The following is a 21,615-nucleotide window of genomic DNA, read 5'->3' as shown; positions in this document are numbered from 1 at the left end:
GTCACTACGGAAGGCAGCAGGCATGAACCAGGCGGCATCGGTTCTCGTCGGGCAGGACGGCGGTCCCGACCGACGGCTCCAGAATCTCGAAAAGGCGCTCACGTCAAGGACGGTCAACGCATTGGCGGTCGGGATCCTGGCCGGCCGTTTCACTCTGACCACTCGCGATGCGTGGCTCGTCCTCCGGGAGCTGTCGAACCTGACGAACCGTCGCGCAGCAGACCTTGCGCGACTGCTGGTGGCTCTGAACGACGGTGCGACGGTGGCCGTGGAGGATGCGCCGGCGTGCGCGGCGCTGACGTCCCGGCTGGCCGACGCCCTGCGTCGCGTCCGAGGCGACGACTCCGACCCCTCCCGGTGGAGCCGCCCAGGGCGCGGCTCCGCCGAGAGATGATCCCCGCGGAAGCCGGCCCTCCGCCGTCCGGGCGGCCGTCCACCACGAGCGAGCGGCTGCGTCAGATCCAGGTCGATTCCTTCGAGCCCTGGCCCGACATCTCGGACCCGGCGGACGAGGATGCCCGGCTGCTGCACCTGCTGGTGGAGCGGGCCCGAGCCGCGACGCGGGCCCAGTTCGCCGCCCTGAACATCATCAACCGGGAGGTGCAGCGCAGCCTGATCGAGCTCCCCTGGGGGCAGGCGACGACCATTCCGCGCGATCACGGCATCTGCGCCGGGATCCTGTGCACGATGTCGGGCCGACAGCGCACCTTCGCGACGGCGGACGCACGGCTGGACCCTGGCCTGCGACTCCATCCCCAGGTCACGGGCGAGCTGGGCGAGGTGCGCTTCTACGCCGCGGCCGCGATCCGGGAGACTCACGGCCTGTCCCTGGGCACCCTGTGCGCATGGTCGACGACCCCGGTCGCCTTCTCGCAGGCCGAACGCCTGGCCCGTGCCCTCCGCCCGCTGGCGGACACCATCGAAGGCGTCCTGGGCGCGCGGCGGATCAACCGCCGGGCCGCCGGCGCACGCAACCGGCCGGGCCGCGGGTCAGGACCCGTGAGCACCCGGCCCAGCCCGACGCTCGCGGGCGACGCCGCTCTGTAGGAGCCCGTCGACACCGCGGAGGAACGTCGCGCTCACGACGGCCGGGTCGAAGAGACAGCCGGCCGCCATGGCGCCGTCGCGCAACATCACGAACTGGTGGGCGGCGTCCTCGGCCCGGTCCCCCCGGACGGGGGCCAGCAGGTCCCGCACGGTGTCGAGGAACCACTGCCGGTGGGCCAGGACCAGCTGGTGCACGGGGTGGGCGGCGTCCGGATACTCGGCCACGGCGTTCAGGAACGCACACCCCCGGAACCCGGAGAACCGGATGCCGTCCGCGATCGACTCGGCGACGGCCCGGACGGCGTCGACGCCGGAAGTGGTGGCGGCGGCTGTCTCGACCTGACCCCGGATGGCTCGATCCGCCTCGCCCAGATAGGCCAGAACCAGGTCCTCCTTGCCGGGAAAGTGCCGGTAGAAGGTCGCCCGGGTCACCTGGGCCTCGACGATGATCCGGTCGACGCCGACCGAGTGGATGCCCTCCAGGTAGAAGAGGCGGCTAGCCGTCCCCAGCAGGCGCTGACGCGCTTCGGAGGGGCGCGGCTCGACGCGACTCGCGGACATGCCTCCAGTGTAGAGACAGAACGTTCGGTCTTGACAAGGCCTCGGGTCGTGCGTCACCTTCAAGAGACAGAACGATCGTTCTTCCTTTGGAGGCATCATGCCGACGACCACCAGCCCCGGTTCCGCCGCCACCTCGGCGACGACGCCCGCTTCGGCCGCCCTTGCGCTGCGCCGCCTCTACCTCGCTCGGAGCGTGTTCGCGATCGTCTGGGCGGCCGTGACGCTGAGCCTGGCCGGCGATCTGAACCCGCTGGTGACGACCCTGCTGGTGATCTACCCGTTGGTCGACGTGGCCGCTGCCGTCCTCGACCTGCGCGCCGGCCGCAAGGCCGCCTCCCCCGTGCTGCTGCGACTGAACATCGCCGTCAGCACCGCTGCGGCGGCCGGCCTCGCCTTCGCCGGGGCCTCCGGGGTCCCGGCGGTGCTGCGCGTGTGGGGCGCCTGGGCGGTGGCCGCCGGCCTGCTGCAGCTGATAGTGGGGGTGAAGCGGCGCGGCATGGGCGGCCAGTGGCCGATGATCATCAGTGGTGGCCTCTCCGTACTGGCGGGGCTGTCGTTCGTCGCGGCCGCCTCCGCCGCGGCCCCGAAGCTGGGCACCGCCGTCGCCTACGCGGTGCCGGGCGCGATCTTCTTCCTGGTCGCAGCCGTCCGTCTGGGCCGGGCGACGAAGGACCGGCCGGGCACTTAGCCACGCATTCCGATCTGCCGACACACGTTCCATGCGTTCTCAGGCCTCGGCCGCGGTCCCCGACCACGAGGCCCCGCGTGTCCTGGTCATCATCGACGTGGCGGGCAACGTGGTCGGGGCCGTGCTGCTCGTGGTGATGGCCCTGGTTCCCGGCATCATCGATCCACGGGCCGACTTCCTGCTGTGGGCCGGCGCCGGCACGTTCGTCTGCTTCGGACTGCTCAGCCTGTTCATGGGGCGGGTGCATCCCTGGCGGATCGTTCCCCAGCACCTGTTCGGGGTCGTCCTGGTCTCCGTCCTCGGCGTCATCACCCTGAACCGGCTCCTGCTGGTGGCCGTGGCCCTGGCGAACGTGCTGATCGCGCTGAGTCTGTCCATGACCCACGGGCGGACCGCCTCCTACGCGATGACGGCCTTCGCCTCGGCCGGTACCGCGGTGGCCGTGCTGGCCGGCGACGGCTCGCTGGAGTGGCGGCTGATCATCGCGGCGGCGGCCGCGATCATGAGCTGGGCCCCGGCGATGGCCGTCCTGGAATTCCGCGAGCAACTGAACGCCGCGCTGCGCGAGGCCCGGCAGCTCGCCGTCCACGACCCGTTGACGGGGTTGCTCAATCGGCGTGGTCTCACCGAGAAGAGCCCCGGCGTCGTCACCCGCGCCACCGAACAGGGCACGTGGCTCGTGCTGCTGATGGCCGACCTCGATCACTTCAAGCTGATCAACGATCAGCACGGTCACGCCGAGGGCGACGAGATGTTGCGCCGGGTCGCATCGGTGGTCCGGGCCGTGGTGCGCGAGGAGGACGTCGTCGCGCGGACCGGAGGTGAGGAACTGGTCGTCGTGGCGACCGTCCGTCGGCGCGCCGAGGTCGAAGCCCTGGCCGAACGCATCCGGGCCGCCGTGGAACAGGAGCTGTCACCGTGGGGGGTGACGGTCAGCATCGGCGTTCTGGGACGTCGTCCGACCCACCCGGGCACCACGGGAACTCCACCGGCCGAACTGGTCTGGACCATGATCGACGCCGCCGACGGGCTGATGTACGCGGCGAAGCAGTCGGGCCGCAACGCGGTACGCGCGGGGACGCTCGACTGACGCGTTCGGCGCATCCGGAGACCGTCCGGTGGCGATAATGCGGCCATGGGGCTTGCAGAACAGTTCGGTCATCCCCGGGGACTGCTGGGGGCGGTCGTCGGCCGCGGTATGGCCAAGGGCAACGCGGATCTGAGCCGCTGGGTGGTGCAGGAGGCAGCGAGCCGGCACGACGGGCCCGCAGCGCGCGTCGCGGAACTGGGACCGGGGCCGGGCGTCGGCCTGCAGGCCCTGCTCGACCGGTTCCCGGAGGCGCACGTGTGGGGCGTCGACCTGTCCACCGTGATGCTGGCCCAGGCCCGCAAGCGCAACCGGTCGGCCATCGCGGCCGGGCGGCTCACGCTGCTCGAAGGCGGCACCCCGGAGCTCAGAGCGAGCGAGCCCGCGGACCTCGTGATGGCCAACCACGTCCTGTACTTCTGGCCCGAGCCGGTCGCGGAGCTGACTCGGATCCGCTCCGTGCTGCGCCCGGGAGGTCTCCTGGCGCTGGGGTACCAGCTGAAGCAGAACATGCCGGCGATGGCCCAGAAGCGCTTCCCGCCCGCAGGGCACCGGCTCTACGAGACGGAGGACGCCGTGACCGAGCTGGCGAAGGCCGCCGGCTACAGCGCGGTGACGCAGCTGGTCAAAGGATCACCCGAGCGGCCCGAGGGCCGGGTCGTACTGGCCACCGCCTGACCGCGCCCGTCCTCGCTCCGCTGCGCGGCTCCTCGAATCACTCTGCCTCAGAAGCGACGGAAGACCCGGGCGAAGTGCGTGCCCGGGTCTTCCGTCATTGGTGGTCCTAACGGCCCATCTCGAAGTTGCGATCCCTGGCCAATAACGTCGAATCTCCAGAGGTCAAGCCTGGTAGTCCGTGTCCGATCGTGACGTCCACGCGCCCCCGAAGGCAGACTCAGAAGCGTCTCGACGCTGCTCGTCGGGCCGAGCTCTTGGCGGCGCACCTGACTGGCCTACCTCGCAAAAGCCTGGCCGTGATGTTCGGCGTCAACGTGTCGACCGTGGACGCCGTCCCACGCGCAGCGGGGCTAAAGCGACCGCAACGGCAACTCGTCGGGGAACCGGCGGCCGAGGCGGGGGCGATTGGGCATGGCCGAAATGCGGCGGCAGGTTGACCGCATCAGACGCGATTTCGCTGACGACCCGGAAGCGGTCGTTGGACAGGCGAAAGATCTGGGCGAGACAACATGCAAAACGATCCTTGGCCTGACGGGTACAGGACCCGAGACGAAGCTGGATGTCCCTGCGCTAGTGGAAAAGACGCTTCGGCATCTTGGTGTACATCCATCGACCATTACGAGCGAGGACAGGAACGAGGCCCAGGCAATCAAGCGAATGTTCGGCAGCCTTTTCTCCGTAATGACCGGGATGGCCGAGCTCCGTAACGCGCGTGGAAGCGGTCATGGTCGCAGTGGAGCACCCCTTATCGATGCTGCTGCAGGCCGGCTGGCCGTAGGTATGGTTCTGCCCGCCGTTGTGTATCTCTGCGATCTTTACGAGGCTCGCACTGACGAGGGCGCGCCCGTAATGGCGCCACCTCCGCAAGAGGCCCCCGCCAGGCGAGGTACTCGCCGATGGGACCCAGAGGTCCCCTTCGATGCTGGCGCAAACGTCTTTCATGAGACGTTCGGTGACGGGCGCGTGATCGGAGTGGCAGGGCATGACGACAGTCTCGTAGCGACTGTTCTCTTCGACCAAGTCGGGGAGAAGCGACTTCTCCTTCGATACGCCCCCCTCCACATCTATCAATAACCGCCGACGTATGGCTGTATCCATCCGAACAGTCCTGGATGACTACATCCTGAGGCCCCTCAAATGGCCTCCTAGAGAAGAGAAGTCGACCGCTGGCGATCAACCCAATCTACTCGTTCAACGGTTGCCGTCGTACTAGTCGATCTATCGATTGGACCTTAACGTTCCGCTGCCCCAATCACGTCTTCCACACCGTAGGCGCCGACCAACAGCAATTCATCGAGCACATCCAGCAACGCTGCGCGCTCGGCCGACGTCCGCGACTGAGCAAGAGCACGAATTACGAGTTCAGCGACGTCACGAGCTTCGCCTGCAGACCCTGCACGGACGTCAGCGGCATCCGCACCAAACAGAGCCACGAAACTTTGAGCGCAAGTGAGCACTAGCCCGGACACCCGATCCGGCGCACGTTCCAGGCTGATCAGCAGCTGTGGCAGTGCGTTACTGAAAGCACGCGAGGACATCAGGGCCTGCACAACAGTTCGATAGGGCTGTAGTGCCTGACCGCGCAAGACCACCGCTACCTCGGCGGCAGCCTTGCGGACTGCCTCAGATTCGTCATCCATGAGGCCAATGAGAGTCGCGGTCGCAATCTCGACGTTGGACGTATGAACCAGCCGATGAGCGCAGACCCGAGCCACCTCCGCGCGCGACGTCGCGTCATCACCAGAGAGGGCTAATTCGAGCATCTGCGGAAGGGCCCACTCCAACGCGGCGAAGGTAGCCATCCCAGCCCCGGCCGACCGCGCCTCAGCCTCCGACGACGCAAGCATTCTCTCTACGACGGGTTGCATCGAGGCTGGATTCTCGTCACCGAGGATGCGGATCAACCACGAAAGGTGCTCGGTGGCAAGGAGGATGTCTGGCGCATCGATGAGGCGCCAGAATGCGCGTATTGCCTCCGGGCGTTGATACTCTATGCAAGCCCGAATAAGGCGGGCCACACACGCACGCACAGGCATTGAGGGGTCTGCTGAAAGCACTTCGACCACCGGCAATGCCGCATCTGCCCGCGTTCCGTCCAGCCCGTCGAAGATCACAAGGTTCGCGAGAGTGTTGACCAGACTACCTCTGGCAGTATTGATGCCCGACGAAACGATATCTCTCGCTCGTTCCTGCTCTCGGTCACCCCAGATACGCATTCCATCATCTGATGGGTCGGTAGTAGTGAGCGCGCGATCACGCAATAGCTCGACCAAGTCCAGCGGAACTTGCTTCATGTAGAGGCGCAGGGGCCACCCCAGCCAGCGATCATTCTCTTCGTGGCCGAACGATGCAATATGGCGAATCGCGCTATAAATGAGATTATCATCGTTGATCGCTTCGGCCTCACCAAGACCCACGAGGATAGCGTCGCCGTAGGCTGGATTCGTCTCCGATGTAAGACTTAGCGAAAGACGCGCGAATCTTTCTGGATCTTGTTTCACTTGTTCCTGGAGCACTCGCGATAGCTCGCGCGCACCGCCGGTGAAGGACGTCCAATCCTCTCGCTCAGCGTGATGTCTGTTCATCGCCTGTAGCCAATTCGTATCGCTCATAGACGGAGCGGCGGCATCGGGAATCGGTGAGCCGATAAAACCTCCCTCCATTCTTGTAGGCTCTCCGGGCTGCTCAACACCAAATAGGCGTCGATACTCACCGAGCCGGCGTCGGCCCAAATCCGATAGCCGCGACTCATCTAGCGCAGATAGCAGCGTGAAGGCATACCAACCCGGCCGACGTCGCTCCCACGAGAACTGAAGGTCACGTACGAGAGATTCGATTCGCGCGAGGGTATCTGCGTCCACATGCGGACCGATCACCTGCAAGAGTTCCCGGGTCGTCCAGACACCGTTGCCCGCATAGCCGCTCATTATCCTAGATCGCTGTTCTAGCAGGATCTCGGCGGCGCGTTCCGCGTAAGACTCCCCAGAAGCGATCAGCCCTTGATAGAGAAGCCATTGGGCAGCGTCGTGCGGAGAGAGTGCAAGGAGCTCGATGGTCAGTTCAATCTCGTCGGCATCGTCGCCAGCAACCTGCTTAATAGCCACGGCCATCCCGTGAAAGAGTGCGTCGCCTAGATCCGAGTCATTGGCGTCGCCAGGATCCCGATGGGAGAAGTGGGCGTCAGTTGGCAGGCCCTCACCGCTATGCTCCACTTGGGTCTTCGACATAACGACGAGCAGGTACGGCAGCAACTTGTCGATGTAATAGGCAGGCTCAGCCTTGGCAGCCTGCGCTGCCATTTCGCTGAAGGAATGGCGTCGATCATTTAGGGCGGCAACCTGACCATCTGGCCCGAGCGTAAGGCCGGCTTTGCTCGTCAGGAGATAGGCAACAAAGAGATCGACCATCCACCTAGGACGGCGTTCGGCGAGACCGTAAATGGAGAACCATAGTTCATCCTCGAAGCCCCTATAGAGCCCGCTGCCAACACCTTCGCAAAGCAGATCAAAAAGCGCCTGGCTTGATTGAACCTCAGCAAACCGAACGATCCACCGCAGCCAAGAAGCATAGGTGGGCTCATCACGATGAGCAGCCAAAAGACCGGCCAGCCGGTCGGGAACACCGCGAGCGACCGCTGCTATCAATTGCAGCGCACGCTCTTGCAGTGCCTGATCACCACTAGCCAACCATTGTTCGACGTGCCCGTCGGCATCCAGGCGCTGGAACCAGGCCACAGTGCGTAGATGCGACCATATGCGACCTGCCTGTTGAGCACTGCTGCCGCTGAGACTGACCATGAGGTCCGACTCGTCGGGCTGGGGGTCAGCTATGACGCCGAGCACCGCGAGGGCCGCCTCCTTAATGTGGACACGGATGGCATCGCTTCGGAACATCTCGTCCAGGTCCCGAAGGAATCGCTCAGGGTATGAACTGCGCAGGTGAGTCATAATTTGTCGAACCTGCGCGCGCCGGAAGAGCTCCTGCTCACCAGACTCCAAAAAGAGGGTCAGTGATTCGTCGCGCTCGATCCAAAGCCGCGCGAATGCATAGTCGAAGAACGCTTCATGGAAGAATGCGATCTCGCGCCCATAGCGCACAAGAATGTGCTGAGACACAAGGACTGTCGCGCTGTCAGTCAGACCATCCTTGTCCAGCACGGTCATGGGAACCGAAAGACGCTGCTGCGAGCTAATCGCCTCAGTCATGACGCGGAGAACATCGATCAGTTTCGTCCCGGGCCGGTCTCTCGCGACATCACGGGCCTTGCGATCCCAGTAGGCATCAAACAAATGCATGGACGTTTCGAACCTAAGGGCATTCGGTTCAGCGACCACAATGGAGAGAAGAACCAAGTGCAGGGGCACCCGCAGGAGATCCCGTTGTTGCGTTTCTAAGGCTTCCGGCCGGAGACCCATGGCCTGAACCGCAGCATTGACCTGCTCGTCCGTCAACTGGCCGACGGTCACTGTCGATGTCTCAGGCCGCTGCGCTAGCCCTCGGATCCGTTCGTCATTGTCCAGGTCAAATTTTCTACTGACGAGCACAACCCGCATCTGCGGGAAGGCCGTGGCCTCACGGATCAGGTCAGCGATGACATCAAAACTTGAAGGCATACGCCCGGACACAAAGCTCACAGCGTCGACCTGATCGACGACGAGGACAGAGGGAGCCCCCGCGGCAGCGCTGGCCAATGCTGTTACAGGTGAGGCGTTGATATCCAACTGAGCACCCAGCTCCTCGCTTGACGCAAAAGGATCAAGGCGATCAAGGCGGAAGACCAATGTAGGTGTGCCCTGCGACGTAAGACGTTCAACGGTCTGGTGGAGCACTGCGCTCTTGCCCCCGCCAGCCGTGCCTACGAGAAATGTTAGCTGCCCGCGATCGCTCGTTATCAGGTCTTCTAACTGCATCGCTTCATCGCGTCGAATAACGGGGTGCAACAATTCAGCCGAGACTGCACTTAACCAGCGACTCGTCGCTGCTCGTACTTGGTCCCCAAGCGCGGTGCTGCGAGCCGACGTGGTGCGACGAAGACCATATTTCGGAAGGAGACCATCAATATAGGGTGCAGTTAGTTCAACGCCTAAATGATCTATAACGAGCTTTGACAGACCAGCAATTGCCAGTTGCCCGGCAACGCCCTCAAAGAGCAGACTGGCGAGCGCAGCGTTTCCCCTATCAAGCTCGCGCTCATCGGGCCACTGAACCGTCATGCCCCGAAGCGTCGTCCAGGCTTCCTCCATGGATCCCAGAAGCTCATCGCTTTTCAGCTCGACGAGATCGTCGCGGAGCGGCTTGTTCGGCAACCAATTCTGCTGAAAATCGGACGGCGAGGCGGACCGCCGCGCAAAGTCGATCAGTTCGACGCCATGCTGAAAGGGAATGGTGGACACAAAATGGTATGTCCGCCCTAGAGCGACGTGACGCTGAGCGTTCTTCCAGATTCCGAGGCTCTGCAAGGAGCGAACTGACCAATTATTGACCAGACCGTGTTGCCGCTTCACTTGATGGACATGCACTTCACCGTCCGCGCGGAACGTGAACTCCGAACCATCCCCGATTTCGCCGCGGTCCTCGACCTTGATCGACTCGCCATGCCCCACGAGGACGTAGATGAGATGCCGCACAGTCCAGGCTTGCTCGTAGCGGTTGCCGATCTTGTCGGACTCGCCTCCCGGGGCCGGGCTCACGTCGCCCCTTCTTCCGACACGACACATCGAAAGCCGGTGTCATCGTCCATCATCATGGATGACGCATCGTTCGAGGCCGTCGCTTGGGCCATGGTGAACGGGCTTGTGAAGGCACTGCCTTTGAGCGCAAACCTGCCAGGTGTCGTTTCGGTACCGCACCGCTCCCAGGTGTTGCCACTGAGGTCGTAGACCCCGTAGACGCTGACTCCGCTGTGGTAGCGATCGACAGGCGTCGTGCGACCTGGTCCTGACTCACGAACGTTGCACTTGGCCGGCGACGGCTGGTTGCCCCACGGATACACGTTTCCGCCCGTCCCCCGGGCCTTCTCCCGCTCCAGGCTGCTCGGCAGTTGCTTGCCGGCCCATGCCGCGTACCGCTCAGCATCGGTATGTGTCACGAAGACCACCGGGTGATCCAGCAGCCCTGGTGGGCAGCTACCTGCCTCCCAGTGCGCAGGAGCGGCGGCCCCGGTAGCGACCATGTACTTGGCGTACTCCTGGTTCGTCACCGGCGTGATGTCGATGTAGAAGGCAGGCAGCTCGACAACCTCGTTATCGGGACCCGGCAGGAACGGCCCCGCTCCGACGAGGGCCATCTGCTTGCCGTCGACAGGATGCGCCCGCACCACCTGAGCGCCGTTGGCGGCCGTGGACACCTCCAAGCGCGAACCACCTGAGGGCCGCGGGCCAACATCGTGCGCGCCATGGTTCAGTGATGCCTCGAAGCGCGCTCGCTGGTCCTCGGTGGTGCGGCTTAGTGCCGCATCCAGGATGGCCTGGGTCTCCGGCCGCAGCTGAATCGCGGAACGACCGGCCTCCCATTTCGGCACCGTCCGCTGACCGACGCCGAGATAGGCCGCGAAGTCGCGCAGGCTCATGCGCGTCGCCTCGCGCAGTGCCCGCGTCTCGCGGCCCGTCCAGGTGCGGACGGTCTGGGGCATGCCAGGTTCACCTCACAGGGGGCCGGGACCAAGGCGGCGTAGGCCTTCTGTATGGCTACCAGGAAAGCGTCGTCACCGGGAAGATCTACGCCGTCAATCGCAGCAATTGGTCGAACCCCGACTATCGCGTTCGTCGCGAATGCCTGCACTGCTGACTGTGCCACTGAAACATGCATAGGTACTTCGGCGCTCTCAACGCCGATGTCGGACAGAACTTCACGCACCAGATGCATCGCCACGCCTCGCAGTACTGGCGCAGCTGGCCACGTCACCCGGGTTCCATCCCAGAAACCAGCGTTCCAGGTGGCGCCTTCGCTGATCTGTCCAGCCGCATCGGTGAGAGCACGTCGTCGTAGCCAGCCAGTTGCGCCTGGCGCCGATGGTGAATGGTCCCGAACAGTCCGACGTGCTTCACCGCGGGCAGTTCCCGGCTATAGACGTCGGTCGTCACCCGCAGCGGCTTGGGCGCCGCGCCGCTGCCCGCCCTGGTGGTCACCAGTACGCGCAGCCGTGACGACTTCCCCGGTGCTCCCAGTTCGAGTGCCGGGTCGTAGACGGTGACCCGTACGACCTGTGGACCTGAGCTGCGATCGGTGAACTGCCGAACCAGCCGCCGAACCTCTTTGGTATCGAGTTCCACCCCGAACAGCAGCTGGCAGTCGCGCTGCAATCGCTCCAGATGAAGCCCGAGTCCCTTGACCGCACTCTGGTCGACAAGCATCGAGGTGAAGTGCCCGTAGTTGTACAGGCCGAGTGGTAGTCCGTCCTCGATGAGCAGAGGCATGCCGTCATTCCATGCCAAGCATCCTGGCACCGTCGGCTGTTCCCATTGCGAGCAGCAAGCAGTTCGGGCGGCGGAAGTGCAGCGCTGGTGCAGCGCCCGGGCATTCCCTTGGAAGCCACGGCTTGGGATGGTGCCAGGCCGCATTCTCGGGCGGCGAGTTCATCGTCCGCGCAGCAGTAGTGCAGCGCTGGCCAGTCCGCTGAAGATCGACGATCAGCAGTCTAAGACCAGCACCGGGACGGGTGCTGGATCCGGCAAGAATTCCCGCCCGCCCGGGTGCCTTCATGTCCGAGTATCCGACACTGACGAGCGCCGACTGGCTCCGCACGGTCGGCCTCATCGCATCGAATAGCCTGCCGCCTAACCCTTCAAGACTGTCGGACCTGTCACCTATCGTGAGTTGATCAACACACGGGGTGGCTGATGGTGAGCGTCAGCCATGGGTGGACGGGGTGGAAGCATGGCTCGACGCAGACGCAAGAAGCAGGGAGACGTAGCCGTCCCGCTCATGGGCGGCTTCCTGATCATTGTGCTCATCGTGGCCGCTCTCCAATCGCTGTATGAGTGGTTAGCCGCTCATTGGTACGTCGCGCTCTTCATTCTGCTGGTGGCCGGCTACGCCGGCTACAGCAGCTTCATTGCCTGGCGACACCGGGTCGCGGAGCGGGCGGAGAGGCTCGCCAACGTTCGACTGACCCTGGGACATATTGACCTTCTGACCCCGAGCCAGTTCGAGACTGCTTGCCGAGACCTACTACGTCGAGACGGCCTCCGCGCGGAATGCGTCGGCGGTAGCAACGACCAGGCGCTCGATGTCAAAGCCACCGATCCGTTCGGACGTGTCGTGGCCGTCCAGTGCAAACACACCACGGTCGGCAAGAACGTCGGCTCCCCCGTGCTCTACCAAGTCAACGGCACGGCACGCCAAGTCCACGGCGCCCACATCGTGGTCGTCGTGACCAATGGCGGCTTCAGTCGCAACGCACGCCTGTTCGCCGCTCAACACCAGATCCATCTAATCGGGCGAGCTGAACTCGAACGTTGGGCTTCGCAAGGTCACGGATTCCATGACCTGATCGGCGTGCCATTGCCTTCGACCCAAGGTTCATAGACGAGGCGGCGGCGCCGCGCGTAAGACACGACCTCGTCGACTGCACCTCTGATGGGCGGGCAGGCCTCACTGGTGGACAATGGTTTTCATGGCTTCCAACACAACTGTTGAACTCATTGATGACGTCGATGGCAAAGCAGCCGCAGAGACGGTCAGCTTCGGACTCGACGGGCGCGACTTCGAGATCGACTTATCCGAGAAGAACGCCGCAGCGCTTAGGAAAGCCCTCGATCCGTGGGTAGCCGCGGGTCGGAAGACCAGCGGTCGACGCACAAGAAAGCCGGTTCAGGTGGCGACTGGCGTCGACAATAGGGCGGTGCGGATCTGGGCAGCCGGCAACGGCATTGAGCTGTCATCGCGTGGGCGTATCCCTGCCGAAGTCATTGACAAATACCGAGCTGCTGGAAACTAGATTCGAGCCATGGACGCCTGATCAGCATCAGAGAGTCGGCGTCCGCGCTTGCCGCTCGGACGGCTCTACTCTCGTTCCTCAGTGGAACCGTCTCTGAATGCGTTTTGATGAAGAATGGCCACCAGGGACAGTGCGACGTGGATGAGTATGGCTGCCGTGTCGGGTCCGGGAGCGCCATAGGAAAATCCGTGGAGCAACTGGTTGCGGAGATTGAATCCGGCAGGATGGCGGAGCACGGCACTGAGATAGCGGATATGACTCTCGTCGACTCCCAGCTCGCTACCTAGTAGTGGGAGCAGATAGCCGAGCCCTGCATATTGGCCCGGTATCTGTTCGCGCTGGAGTCGATAGATGCCGATGCCTGAGTCGCTAGACAGCACCAAGTCCCGGACAATGCCTTCGACTCGTGGCAGTACCGTATATGCCGCGCCTTCGCTGTCACCTGACCAGTATCGGTAGAGCGACCGTGCGAGTGCTGGGCCGACTCGGCCATCTGGTTCCCTGATGGGCAAGTTGAGGAAGGCCGCCAAGTCTTGCTCGGCGGGGAGACCATGAATTTCGACTACGCGATGGAGCGCAGCCGAGGTCACCTGACCCCAATTCGAGATGAGCTCACACTCCCAACGAACAAGTTCGACATCAAAGCGGTCCTCCTCGGAGGTTCCCTCATACATGGGCAGGCCATCGGCTCCGAGCAGCAAAGTCGGAAAGAGGCTTCCGAGAAAATTCGCGGCCTGCCGGTCCCGGATTATGCGACGGTTTGACTCCACGTCACCGCTTAGAGGAGGCATGGTCGCAAAGCTCCCAAGTGCCTCCTTCCACGTAATCCCAGCGCTGTACAGCTCAACCAACCGATCAAACTCCTCCTGATAGCGCCGTGAGCTTGCCGAGAAGCAGAGCATCTCGAGGTCCTCATTGCGGACTGTCTGCAGACGCGACGCCGCCAGTCGCCGCAGTTCCCCATCGCCAGACTGCTCAGCTAGGCGCATCGCTTGTTGTAGTCGCATTGACCGCAAGAGTTTGAGCGACTCGTTATCAGCTGCGTCAAGCCATGCCTGAATGCGGAGCTCCCATACGCTCCGCCGATCCTCGACTGTGCGAGCACGCATCAGCAGGAGCGCATAGGCGGAGTCGCGCTGGTTGATTCCGGGCCACGCCTTGACAGCCCTTTCGATCAGGCCGTCGACGGCGTCGGGACATCCAGGCTCCCCGATAGCTAATCGGAGGGCTCGCCCAACCACACCCGCTGCTGGTTCGTCACGGGCGAGCTGCTCTTCAGCTATCCGCAGCACCCGCTGCAGGGCCTTGGTGACCGTGTCGTTGTCTCCGACTGCTCGACTAAGACGGATCGCTGCGCTCAAGTCATCGACCGCATCAAGATCACGAGTCCAACGTTCGGCGGAGTCGATATAGGCAGTGGCCGCAGTCCTTGCATGGAGAGCCCTGTCCGCGCCTCCTCGTTCGAAGAGCAGATGATGCAGCCGCGCAGATGAGGGTGACTCTCGGACGAGCAGGATCAGGGCACGCCACACGTCCACAACATCGTCGGCAACGTCATTGACCGCTGGCGGAGTGGACCCGTCCGTAAACTCCTGCCCCGGGGCCAATCTGATCCTGCGCTGACCACCTACCTCCTGCACCTCAATGTGGTACTCAATCGCGCAGAGCAATGCTCGATTGGCGAGCGGGGTGTCATCATCTGCATCCTGAAGAGCGCCTAGCCCCAGGAGTTCACGGACTCGCATAGCCAACGAGTAGTGCCCGCGAGTCCTGGCCGCCTCGTCAAGCACGGCCGCAACCTGCTCGAGCTCGCCCCTACTCGGCAGCTCTGCCTCGTGGTCGGAGTTCCCCTTTTCCATGCGCAACAGTTACCAGCTGCGACATATGGCGCACTGGAGCCACGCCCGAGGCTGGATGATCTACAACGCGTGGGACTGCTGCACAACGTCGGTCAGGAGACCGAGCACACCATCCGTTAGGTGGGCCTCGTTCTGAGTTCGATCGGACAGGCCTACGAGTGGGCTGAGGCGACCGTGCGTCGTGACTTCAATCAGGCCTGGTTCGAAAGCATCAAGATCGACTGTGATGAGAACCGCGTGATCTTGGTCGGCGGGGCTCAGCGCACTGACCTGGGCGAAGCGTTGATCACGGCACAGGTTCGAGAGGTGGAAGCAGATGCCGACGACTCGGAGGGCTTCAAGGCTGCGCCCGGGGAGAGCACGTCAGATATTCGGGCGGAGGCTCTGAGCTGGTCTTTTGATCAGCTCGGCCAACAGGTCCAGAACGAACAAGAACGCCGCAGCTTGCGCTACGGCGTTCTTTCCCGTGTCCGAGGTTCTAACCTTGCCTCTTTGGTGGAGCTGAGGGGATTCGAACCCCTGACCCCCTCCATGCCATGGAGGTGCGCTACCAACTGCGCTACAGCCCCGCCACGTCGTGGACGGTTCCGAGGAACCGCCCGACGAAGCTGGAAGAGTCTATCGGTAGCCCCCGGGTCCGCTCCAAATCGGCCCTCCCCCGGCGCGCCGGGCCGGATCAGACCCCAGGTCAGGGCTCCGCGAGGGCTCGCCGGCCGATGCGGCGGTTGAGGTCGTCCAGCTCGTCGAGGACGTCGATCGCTCCCCACAGCTGGTCGCGCTTCCGGTCGGTCAGGGGCGCCAGGACCCTGGCCTCGACCAGCCTGGGCAGCATCGCGTAGAGCCGCCCCCCATGGGTCAATCGCTCGACATCCTCGGCCGAGACGACCGGGGTGGCCGGCAAGGCGTCGAGCAGGACGGCGACCGCGCCACCCGCTCGTACCCGGCCCAGCGACTCCGCCCCCTCTCCCGGCAACTCGGCCAGCCGATCGGCCGTCGTGCGCGACTCCTCCGCGGCGACGCGCGCGGCGCTGACGAACGCCGAGACGAGACTCGGGCGGGGGCGGCACGAAGAGCGCGTCCCGCGGTGAGTGGTCGCTGCCGCCGATCCAGTTCTGGACGTTCTGCACCCGACCGGCGTGGGCGGACTCGTGAGCGTCGGAGCGCATCAGCTCCCGGTGCGCCCGCAAGACGTCGTCGAGGGACAGCGTCCCGCCGACCGGCACGGCGTCGACGAGCAGGTCGAGCGCACCGGTCGCCGCGGCCATCGCCACGGCGGAGGGGTTCGAGCGCACCCCGCTGAGCGCGCGGAAGTAGTCACGGACGCCGGCCTCGATCTGCTCGATCTTCGACGAGGCGACCGACTCGGTCCGCAGCAGCAGGCTCCGCAGCGGAGCCAGGTGGGCCGCACCGACTGTCTCGAGCACGGCCACCGACCGGACCGCCTGCTCGAGGGGACCGGACCGCCTCCAAAGGGCACTGACGACCTCGTTAGTACAAGTTGTCGTCCATAACTTGTAATAGTGAAGGCGTTAGTGCCAGTTAGACGCCCTGGTTGTACGTAACGATCCGCCAGCCTCGCACGGTCCTGCGCATGACCACCCAGTGGCAGTTGCCGATCGGCTCGAAGGCCGCGGTGGCCTCCCAGCCCAGCCCGGCGAGCTCGCAGACGGCCCCACGCAGGGCCGCGCCGTGGGAGACGCAGACGAGCGTGCCGCCGTCCTGCGCCTCCTCCAGCTCGGCGATGCACGCGGCCGCCCGCGCCCCGGCCTGGGAGCGGGTCTCGGCGCCACCCAACGGCACGTCGCGCCCGGCCCGCCAGGCCTCGTACTCCTCGGGCCACTGCGCGGTGATCTCGGCGGCGGTCAGGCCCTGCCAGTTCCCGGCGTCCGTCTCCCGCAGCCGCGGGTCGAGCTCGAGGTCGACGCCGAGGGTCTCGGCGAGCGCGCCGGCGGTGGCCGACGCCCGGGACAGGTCGGAGGAGACGAGCCGGACCTTGCCGTCGAGCCCCTCCAGCAGCGCGGCCAGGGCTTTCGACGCGGCCACGGCCTGACCGGCACCCACCTCGTCCAGCGGCACGTCCAGCTGCCCCTGCCAGCGGCCCTCGTGGTTGGACGCCGTCCGGCCGTGGCGCAGCAGTACCACGAAATCGGCTGCCACGGCTCAGTTCTCCGAGGGGGCGCCGACCACGTCGGCGGGCAACTGGACCGGCGGGCAGTCCCGCCAGAGCCGCTCCAGCGAGTAGAACTCGCGCTCCTCGGCGTGCTGCACATGGACGACGATGTCGCCGAAGTCGAGCAGCACCCACCGGCCGTCGCGCTCGCCCTCGCGCCGGATCGGCTTGGCGCCCACCTTCAGCAGCGCCTCCTCGACGGCCTCGACGACGGCCTTCACCTGCCGGTCGTTCGCCGCCGAGGCGAGCACGAACACGTCGGTGATCACGAGGTGCTCGCTGACGTCGATGGCGGCGATGTCGTTCGCCAGCTTGTCCGACGCCGCCCGCGCGGCGACCTCCGCCAGTTCCAGGGCCCGTTCCGATGCGCTCACGGCGTCCACCCTCTCACGACCGGGCGAGTGCCCTCGTGGGTGCACGCTTCCGCCCTACCGTGCGCACTTTCGAGGACACTCGCCGGGTTCACCCCTCCAGCAGGGCGCGCAGAGCGGCGGTGTAGTCCTCCAGGGCGCGACGGCCGACGGGCGTGAGGGACAGGTACGTGACGGGCGTGCGGCCCTCGTGGGTCTTGTCGACCGCCACGTACCCGGCCTCCTCCAGCTTGCGCAGGTGGGTGGACAGGTTGCCGGCCGTCATGTCCAGCAGCTTCTGCAGTCGCGGGAAGGCCAGCCGGTCACCCCGGGGCAGGGCGGCGAGGGTCGCGGTGACCTTCAGCCGCCCCGCCGGGTGGATCACCGGGTCCAGATCGGGAAGCGTCATGCCCGCCGCACCGCGTAGTAGAGGGCCGCCAGCAGGAAGCCGCCGCCACCCATGAACCCCATCACCAGGTACACCGACGGGTACCCCGCGAAGGCGGCGACCGCACTGGTCAGCAGCACCCAGACGCCGAGCCGGAACTGCAGCCAGTCCTGCCAGATCGCCCCGCCGGCCATGTACAGCGTGCCCACCACGAGACCCGAGATCGTGCACCAGAGAATGGCTCCCACGTTCCGGTCGACGCCGTACTGGTAGAGCGCGTTGATGATCGCTGCCTCGGCGACCAGGGCGGCGAACCACGCCCACCCGTACATCGCCCCGATCGTGCTCGACACCCCGCGCCGCCCCGCCGTGCGCCGCGAGATGTGCACGACCGTCAGCACGATCGCCCCCAGGATGCAGACCCCGTAGACCACCGCCGCGAGCGCCACCGGGGTGTCCACCGGAGAACTCGCCGACGCGCTCGACCAGAACACCAGGAAGCCGACCAGCCAGGCCAGGCCCCACGTCCCGTAGATCACCCGGGGGTCGGGCTGCAGCGCCCGCGTCACCCGAGCCCGCTCGGCGTCCAGCAGAGCCAGCCGCTCCCCCGGGTCGTCGCTCGCCGCTTCGGCACTCGTCGCCTCATCGATCATCGCCACTCATCCCTCTCAACTTTGCGCTTCAAAGTACTCTAAGTTTGTATCGCAAAGTTCTCGCCATCACAAGGCCTGGCGACTTCAAGTCACGTCCCAAGTCGACCCGCAAGCGGCCCACAAGTCGATCACCAAGCTCCCCGAGCAACCTCGTCGGCGAGAGCACCACGCTGACTTCCTCGGAGGGAAACGATCATGAGCACCCTGCTGGCCCGCATCGGCGGATCGACCGCCGCCCACCCGTGGCGCACCGTCGCCGCCTGGGTCGTGGCCTTCGTCGTCGCGTTCGGCCTGGCCGGCGCGTTCGGCGGGACCGCGGCCGACGACTACAACGTCCCCGGCACCGAGTCGCAGGCCGGGACCGACCTGCTCGTGCGGCACTTCCCGGCGCAGTCCGGTGCCGACGCGCGGATCGTCGTCCACAGCGAGCACGGTCCGGTGGCCGCGAGCGCCGTCGACGGCCTGCGCACCCGGCTCGCCGCCATCCCGCACGTCGCGGAGCTCGACGCCACGCGCCTGTCGGCCGACGGCGACACCGCGCTGGTCGGCGTCCACTACGACGTCCCGGTCACCGAGTTCCAGGGCACCGAGGGGACCGCGCCGCTGGAGGCGGCCGGAAAGCCCTTGCAGGACGCCGGGCTGACCGTCGAGTACGGCGGCTTCGTGCACGAGAACGCCGGCGCCCCGAGCGGGATCGCGGAACTGGTCGGCATCGTCGCGGCGCTGATCATCCTGGTCATCGCCTTCGGTTCCGCGCTCGCCGCCGCGCTGCCACTCGTGGTCGCCCTGTTCGGCCTGGGCATCGGGTCGGCAGGCGTCACCCTGCTGGCGTCGGTCACGTCGATGAGCACGTTCTGCTCGACGGTCGCCTCGATGGTCGGGCTCGGCGTCGGCATCGACTACGCGCTGCTGCTGGTCACCCGGTTCGCCGAGGGCCTGAAGGCGGGCCTCGACCGCCGGGCCGCGGCCGCCCGGGCCAACGCCACCGCCGGCCTGTCGGTGATCCTGGCCGGAACCACCGTGCTGGTCTCCCTGCTGGGTCTGAAACTGGCCGGGCTGAACACCTATTCGACGGTCGGCTACGCGACGGCGCTCGTCGTCCTGGCCATCATGATCGCCTCGGTGACCCTGGTGCCCGCACTGTGCGGCCTGGCCGGGCCGCGCGTCCTGCGCAAGGCCGACCGGGCCCGCGTGCTCGCCGGTGACTTCGTCACCGGACACGAGGTGGTCAAGGAGACGGCGACCCACCGGTGGGCCGCGATGGTCGGACGGCGTCCGCTGGCCTGGGCGCTCGGCGCGCTGGTCGTGCTGCTCGCCCTCGCCGCTCCGGTGCTCGACATGCGCACCTTCCCGCAGGACGCCGGCACCGAGCCCACGTCCAACACCGTGCGCCGCGCCTACGACCTGACCGCCGCCGAGTTCGGCGTCGGTGCCAACGGTCCGATGGTGGTCGCCGTCGACACCACCCGGGTGAGCCCCGCGCAACTGCCGGGGCTGACGGCGGCGCTCGGCGCCGTCCCGGGGGTCGCCTCGACCTACGGGCCGGTGACCAGCCCGGACGGCGCGGCCGCCCTGATCGTGGTCGAACCGACCACCTCGCCGGACGACGTGCGCACCACCGCCCTGCTGACGCGCATCCGGGCCGACGTGCTGCCCGACGGAACGTACGTCACGGGCACGATGCCGGTGCTGGCCGACATCTCGGCCCAGCTGTCGACGCGGCTCTGGCTCGTGGTCGCGTTCATCGTGGCCCTGTCGCTGCTGTTCCTGACCACCGTGTTCCGCTCGGTCGTGGTGGCCGTGAAGGCGGCGCTGATGAACCTGCTGTCGGTGGCCGCGGCCTACGGGCTGATGGTCGCGGTGTTCCAGTGGGGTTGGGGCGCAGAACTTCTCGGCCTGCCGCACGCCGTCCCGGTGTCCAGCTGGGTGCCGATCATGATGTTCGCCATCCTGTTCGGGCTGAGCATGGACTACGAGGTGTTCCTACTGTCCCGGATCCGCGAGGACTACCTGGCCACCGGTGACGCACACGGTTCGGTGATCCGGGGCCTGGCCTCGACCGGCCGGGTGATCACCAGCGCCGCCGCGATCATGGTCTGCGTGTTCCTCGGCTTCGCGCTCGACCCGGGTGTCGTGATCAAGATGATCGGCGTCGGGCTGGCCTCGGCCATCCTGATCGACGCCACGATCGTGCGGATGATCCTGGTGCCGTCGACGATGGCCCTCCTGGGCCGGGCCAACTGGTGGCTGCCGGGCTGGCTGGACCGGGTGCTGCCGCACCTGGACGTCGAGGGCGCGGCTCCCGCCGAGCCCGCACCCGTCGTCCGGGCCGAGGAGGAGAAGGAGTTGCTCCCCGCCTAGGTGTAGAGGCGGTGCTTGTTGATGTACTGCACGACGCCGTCGGGGACCAGGTACCAGACCGGGTCCCCGGCGGCGACGCGGGCCCGGCAGTCGGTCGAGGAGATCGCCAGGGCGGGGACCTCCAGCAGCCGCACCCGGTCCGGCGGCAGGTGCGACCCGTCGAGGTCGTGCCCGGGGCGCGTGACCCCGATGAAGTACGCGAGCGAGAACAGCTCCTCGCTGTCCTTCCAGGACAGGATCTGCTCCAGCGCGTCGGCCCCCGTGATGAAGAACAGCTCGGCGCCCGGGTTCTGCTTGGCCAGGTCGCGCAACGTGTCGACGGTGTACGTGACGCCCGGCCGGTCGATGTCGACCCGGCTGACCGTGAACCGCGGGTTGGACGCCGTCGCGATGACGGTCATCAGGTACCGGTGCTCGGCGGGCGTGACGTCGCGGTCGGCCTTCTGCCACGGCTGACCGGTCGGCACGAAGACCACCTCGTCGAGGTGGAACCGGCTGCCGACCTCGCTGGCCGCGACCAGGTGCCCGTGGTGGATGGGGTCGAACGTGCCACCCATCACGCCGATCCGGCGCGGCGCCTCCTGGGAGATGCCCGCCGGCGGGTCGATCACCTCAGTGCTTGCTGCTGTTGCCGCGGAAGAACCACGTCACCATGAAGAGCAGGGCGAACACGGCCAGGGCGCCCACCCCGAACGCCCACGTGGGAGCGGGCAGCTCGCGCTCGGTCTGCTCGGCGGCGGCGGCCAGCGTGAGAGCCAACATCAGCTCGGGTCCTTCCCTTGGAAAACTCGATGAGCCTGCGACCACGAAGTGTCGCACGGACCCGTCCCACTAC

20 protein-coding genes, 1 tRNA gene and 1 pseudogene are annotated in these 21,615 nt (G+C 65.9%); 9 read left to right on the top strand and 13 right to left on the bottom strand.

The genetic code is table 11. The features are described from left to right. Positions 1 to 22 precede the first annotated feature (22 nt). Both ACIB24_RS08245 and ACIB24_RS08240 read left to right on the top strand, forming a co-directional pair. Entirely contained in the window at positions 23 to 394 is a 372-nt protein-coding gene (locus ACIB24_RS08245) for an ANTAR domain-containing protein (RefSeq protein ID WP_398277933.1), read from the top strand. Continuing rightward, positions 391 to 1,047, top strand: a complete 657-nt coding sequence (locus ACIB24_RS08240; RefSeq protein ID WP_398277930.1) for a hypothetical protein — start codon at positions 391 to 393, stop codon at positions 1,045 to 1,047. The genes ACIB24_RS08245 and ACIB24_RS08240 overlap by 4 nt, the downstream gene beginning before the upstream one ends. On the opposite strand, the gene ACIB24_RS08235 is transcribed toward ACIB24_RS08240, so the two are convergent. After that, positions 991 to 1,608 carry a TetR/AcrR family transcriptional regulator gene (locus tag ACIB24_RS08235; protein ID WP_398277927.1) on the bottom strand — a complete coding sequence of 206 codons (618 nt, stop codon included), beginning with the start codon at positions 1,606 to 1,608 and terminating at the stop codon, positions 991 to 993. The genes ACIB24_RS08240 and ACIB24_RS08235 overlap by 57 nt on opposite strands. 97 nt (positions 1,609 to 1,705) lie before the next feature. Between ACIB24_RS08235 and ACIB24_RS08230 the strand changes: the two genes are divergently transcribed. The 4 genes from ACIB24_RS08230 to ACIB24_RS08215 all read left to right on the top strand — a co-directional run bounded on the left by ACIB24_RS08230 (position 1,706) and on the right by ACIB24_RS08215 (position 5,135). Further along, on the top strand, positions 1,706 to 2,296 hold the full coding sequence (locus ACIB24_RS08230; protein WP_398277925.1) for a hypothetical protein: 591 nt from the start codon (positions 1,706 to 1,708) through the stop codon (positions 2,294 to 2,296). Between the two features lie 31 nt (positions 2,297 to 2,327). Next, positions 2,328 to 3,386: a diguanylate cyclase gene (locus ACIB24_RS08225; protein ID WP_398277922.1), complete on the top strand. Its 1,059-nt coding sequence runs from the start codon at positions 2,328 to 2,330 to the stop codon at positions 3,384 to 3,386. 45 nt (positions 3,387 to 3,431) lie between these two features. Further along, positions 3,432 to 4,061 (top strand): class I SAM-dependent methyltransferase, encoded by a 630-nt coding sequence (locus ACIB24_RS08220; protein ID WP_398277919.1) that lies wholly within the window; start codon positions 3,432 to 3,434, stop codon positions 4,059 to 4,061. A 411-nt stretch (positions 4,062 to 4,472) separates the two neighbouring features. Continuing rightward, positions 4,473 to 5,135, top strand: coding sequence for an abortive infection family protein (locus tag ACIB24_RS08215; RefSeq protein WP_398277916.1), 663 nt, complete (start codon positions 4,473 to 4,475; stop codon positions 5,133 to 5,135). Between the two features lie 158 nt (positions 5,136 to 5,293). Here ACIB24_RS08215 and ACIB24_RS08210 read toward each other — a convergent pair whose 3' ends face one another. The 3 genes and pseudogenes from ACIB24_RS08210 to ACIB24_RS08200 all read right to left on the bottom strand — a co-directional run bounded on the left by ACIB24_RS08210 (position 5,294) and on the right by ACIB24_RS08200 (position 11,413). After that, a complete protein-coding gene (locus ACIB24_RS08210) occupies positions 5,294 to 9,751 on the bottom strand; it encodes a hypothetical protein (protein WP_398277913.1) in 4,458 nt (1,485 codons plus the stop codon). Beyond that, positions 9,748 to 10,692, bottom strand: coding sequence for an SUMF1/EgtB/PvdO family nonheme iron enzyme (locus tag ACIB24_RS08205; RefSeq protein ID WP_398277910.1), 945 nt, complete (start codon positions 10,690 to 10,692; stop codon positions 9,748 to 9,750). Before ACIB24_RS08205 ends, ACIB24_RS08210 begins: the two co-directional genes overlap by 4 nt. Beyond that, a pseudogene (locus ACIB24_RS08200) lies at positions 10,626 to 11,413 on the bottom strand (aminotransferase class IV). Before ACIB24_RS08200 ends, ACIB24_RS08205 begins: the two are co-directional and overlap by 67 nt. 523 nt (positions 11,414 to 11,936) lie before the next feature. Here ACIB24_RS08200 and ACIB24_RS08195 point away from each other — a divergent pair. Further along, positions 11,937 to 12,587 carry a restriction endonuclease gene (locus ACIB24_RS08195; protein WP_398277907.1) on the top strand — a complete coding sequence of 217 codons (651 nt, stop codon included), beginning with the start codon at positions 11,937 to 11,939 and terminating at the stop codon, positions 12,585 to 12,587. Positions 12,588 to 12,675: 88 nt separating this feature from the next. Further along, a complete protein-coding gene (locus ACIB24_RS08190) occupies positions 12,676 to 12,999 on the top strand; it encodes an Lsr2 family protein (protein WP_398277904.1) in 324 nt (107 codons plus the stop codon). A 65-nt stretch (positions 13,000 to 13,064) separates the two neighbouring features. On the opposite strand, the gene ACIB24_RS08185 is transcribed toward ACIB24_RS08190, so the two are convergent. The 7 genes from ACIB24_RS08185 to ACIB24_RS08155 form a co-directional block, all read right to left on the bottom strand. Then, a complete protein-coding gene (locus tag ACIB24_RS08185; protein ID WP_398277901.1) occupies positions 13,065 to 14,858 on the bottom strand; it encodes a DUF4209 domain-containing protein in 1,794 nt (597 codons plus the stop codon). Between the two features lie 493 nt (positions 14,859 to 15,351). Continuing rightward, a tRNA-Ala gene (locus ACIB24_RS08180) sits at positions 15,352 to 15,427 on the bottom strand. Positions 15,428 to 15,546: 119 nt separating this feature from the next. Then, a complete protein-coding gene (locus ACIB24_RS08175) occupies positions 15,547 to 15,831 on the bottom strand; it encodes a hypothetical protein (RefSeq protein ID WP_398277898.1) in 285 nt (94 codons plus the stop codon). A 566-nt stretch (positions 15,832 to 16,397) separates the two neighbouring features. Further along, the gene (locus tag ACIB24_RS08170) at positions 16,398 to 17,015 is read right to left on the bottom strand and encodes a histidine phosphatase family protein (RefSeq protein ID WP_398277895.1); all 618 of its coding nucleotides are present in this window, start codon (positions 17,013 to 17,015) and stop codon (positions 16,398 to 16,400) included. A gap of 3 nt (positions 17,016 to 17,018) precedes the next feature. Then, a complete protein-coding gene (gene rsfS / locus ACIB24_RS08165; RefSeq protein ID WP_398277892.1) occupies positions 17,019 to 17,402 on the bottom strand; it encodes a ribosome silencing factor in 384 nt (127 codons plus the stop codon). A gap of 88 nt (positions 17,403 to 17,490) precedes the next feature. Next, on the bottom strand, positions 17,491 to 17,787 hold the full coding sequence (locus ACIB24_RS08160) for a transcriptional regulator (RefSeq protein ID WP_398277889.1): 297 nt from the start codon (positions 17,785 to 17,787) through the stop codon (positions 17,491 to 17,493). Continuing rightward, positions 17,784 to 18,419, bottom strand: coding sequence for a hypothetical protein (locus tag ACIB24_RS08155; protein ID WP_398277886.1), 636 nt, complete (start codon positions 18,417 to 18,419; stop codon positions 17,784 to 17,786). The genes ACIB24_RS08160 and ACIB24_RS08155 overlap by 4 nt, the downstream gene beginning before the upstream one ends. A gap of 195 nt (positions 18,420 to 18,614) precedes the next feature. On the opposite strand from ACIB24_RS08155, the gene ACIB24_RS08150 reads away from it, so the two are divergent. After that, the gene (locus tag ACIB24_RS08150) at positions 18,615 to 20,780 is read left to right on the top strand and encodes an MMPL family transporter (RefSeq protein WP_398277883.1); all 2,166 of its coding nucleotides are present in this window, start codon (positions 18,615 to 18,617) and stop codon (positions 20,778 to 20,780) included. Here ACIB24_RS08150 and nadD read toward each other — a convergent pair. Next, positions 20,777 to 21,391, bottom strand: coding sequence for a nicotinate-nucleotide adenylyltransferase (gene nadD / locus ACIB24_RS08145; protein ID WP_398277880.1), 615 nt, complete (start codon positions 21,389 to 21,391; stop codon positions 20,777 to 20,779). The two genes, ACIB24_RS08150 and nadD, sit on opposite strands and share 4 nt — an antisense overlap. A 1-nt stretch (position 21,392) precedes the next feature. After that, a complete protein-coding gene (locus ACIB24_RS08140; protein ID WP_398277877.1) occupies positions 21,393 to 21,542 on the bottom strand; it encodes a hypothetical protein in 150 nt (49 codons plus the stop codon). Positions 21,543 to 21,615 lie beyond the last annotated feature (73 nt).

This window comes from Spongisporangium articulatum (assembly GCF_044465595.1).
Taxonomy (GTDB): Bacteria; Actinomycetota; Actinomycetes; order Actinomycetales; family Kineosporiaceae; genus Spongisporangium; species Spongisporangium articulatum.
This window is presented reverse-complemented; position numbering and strand designations above follow the sequence as displayed.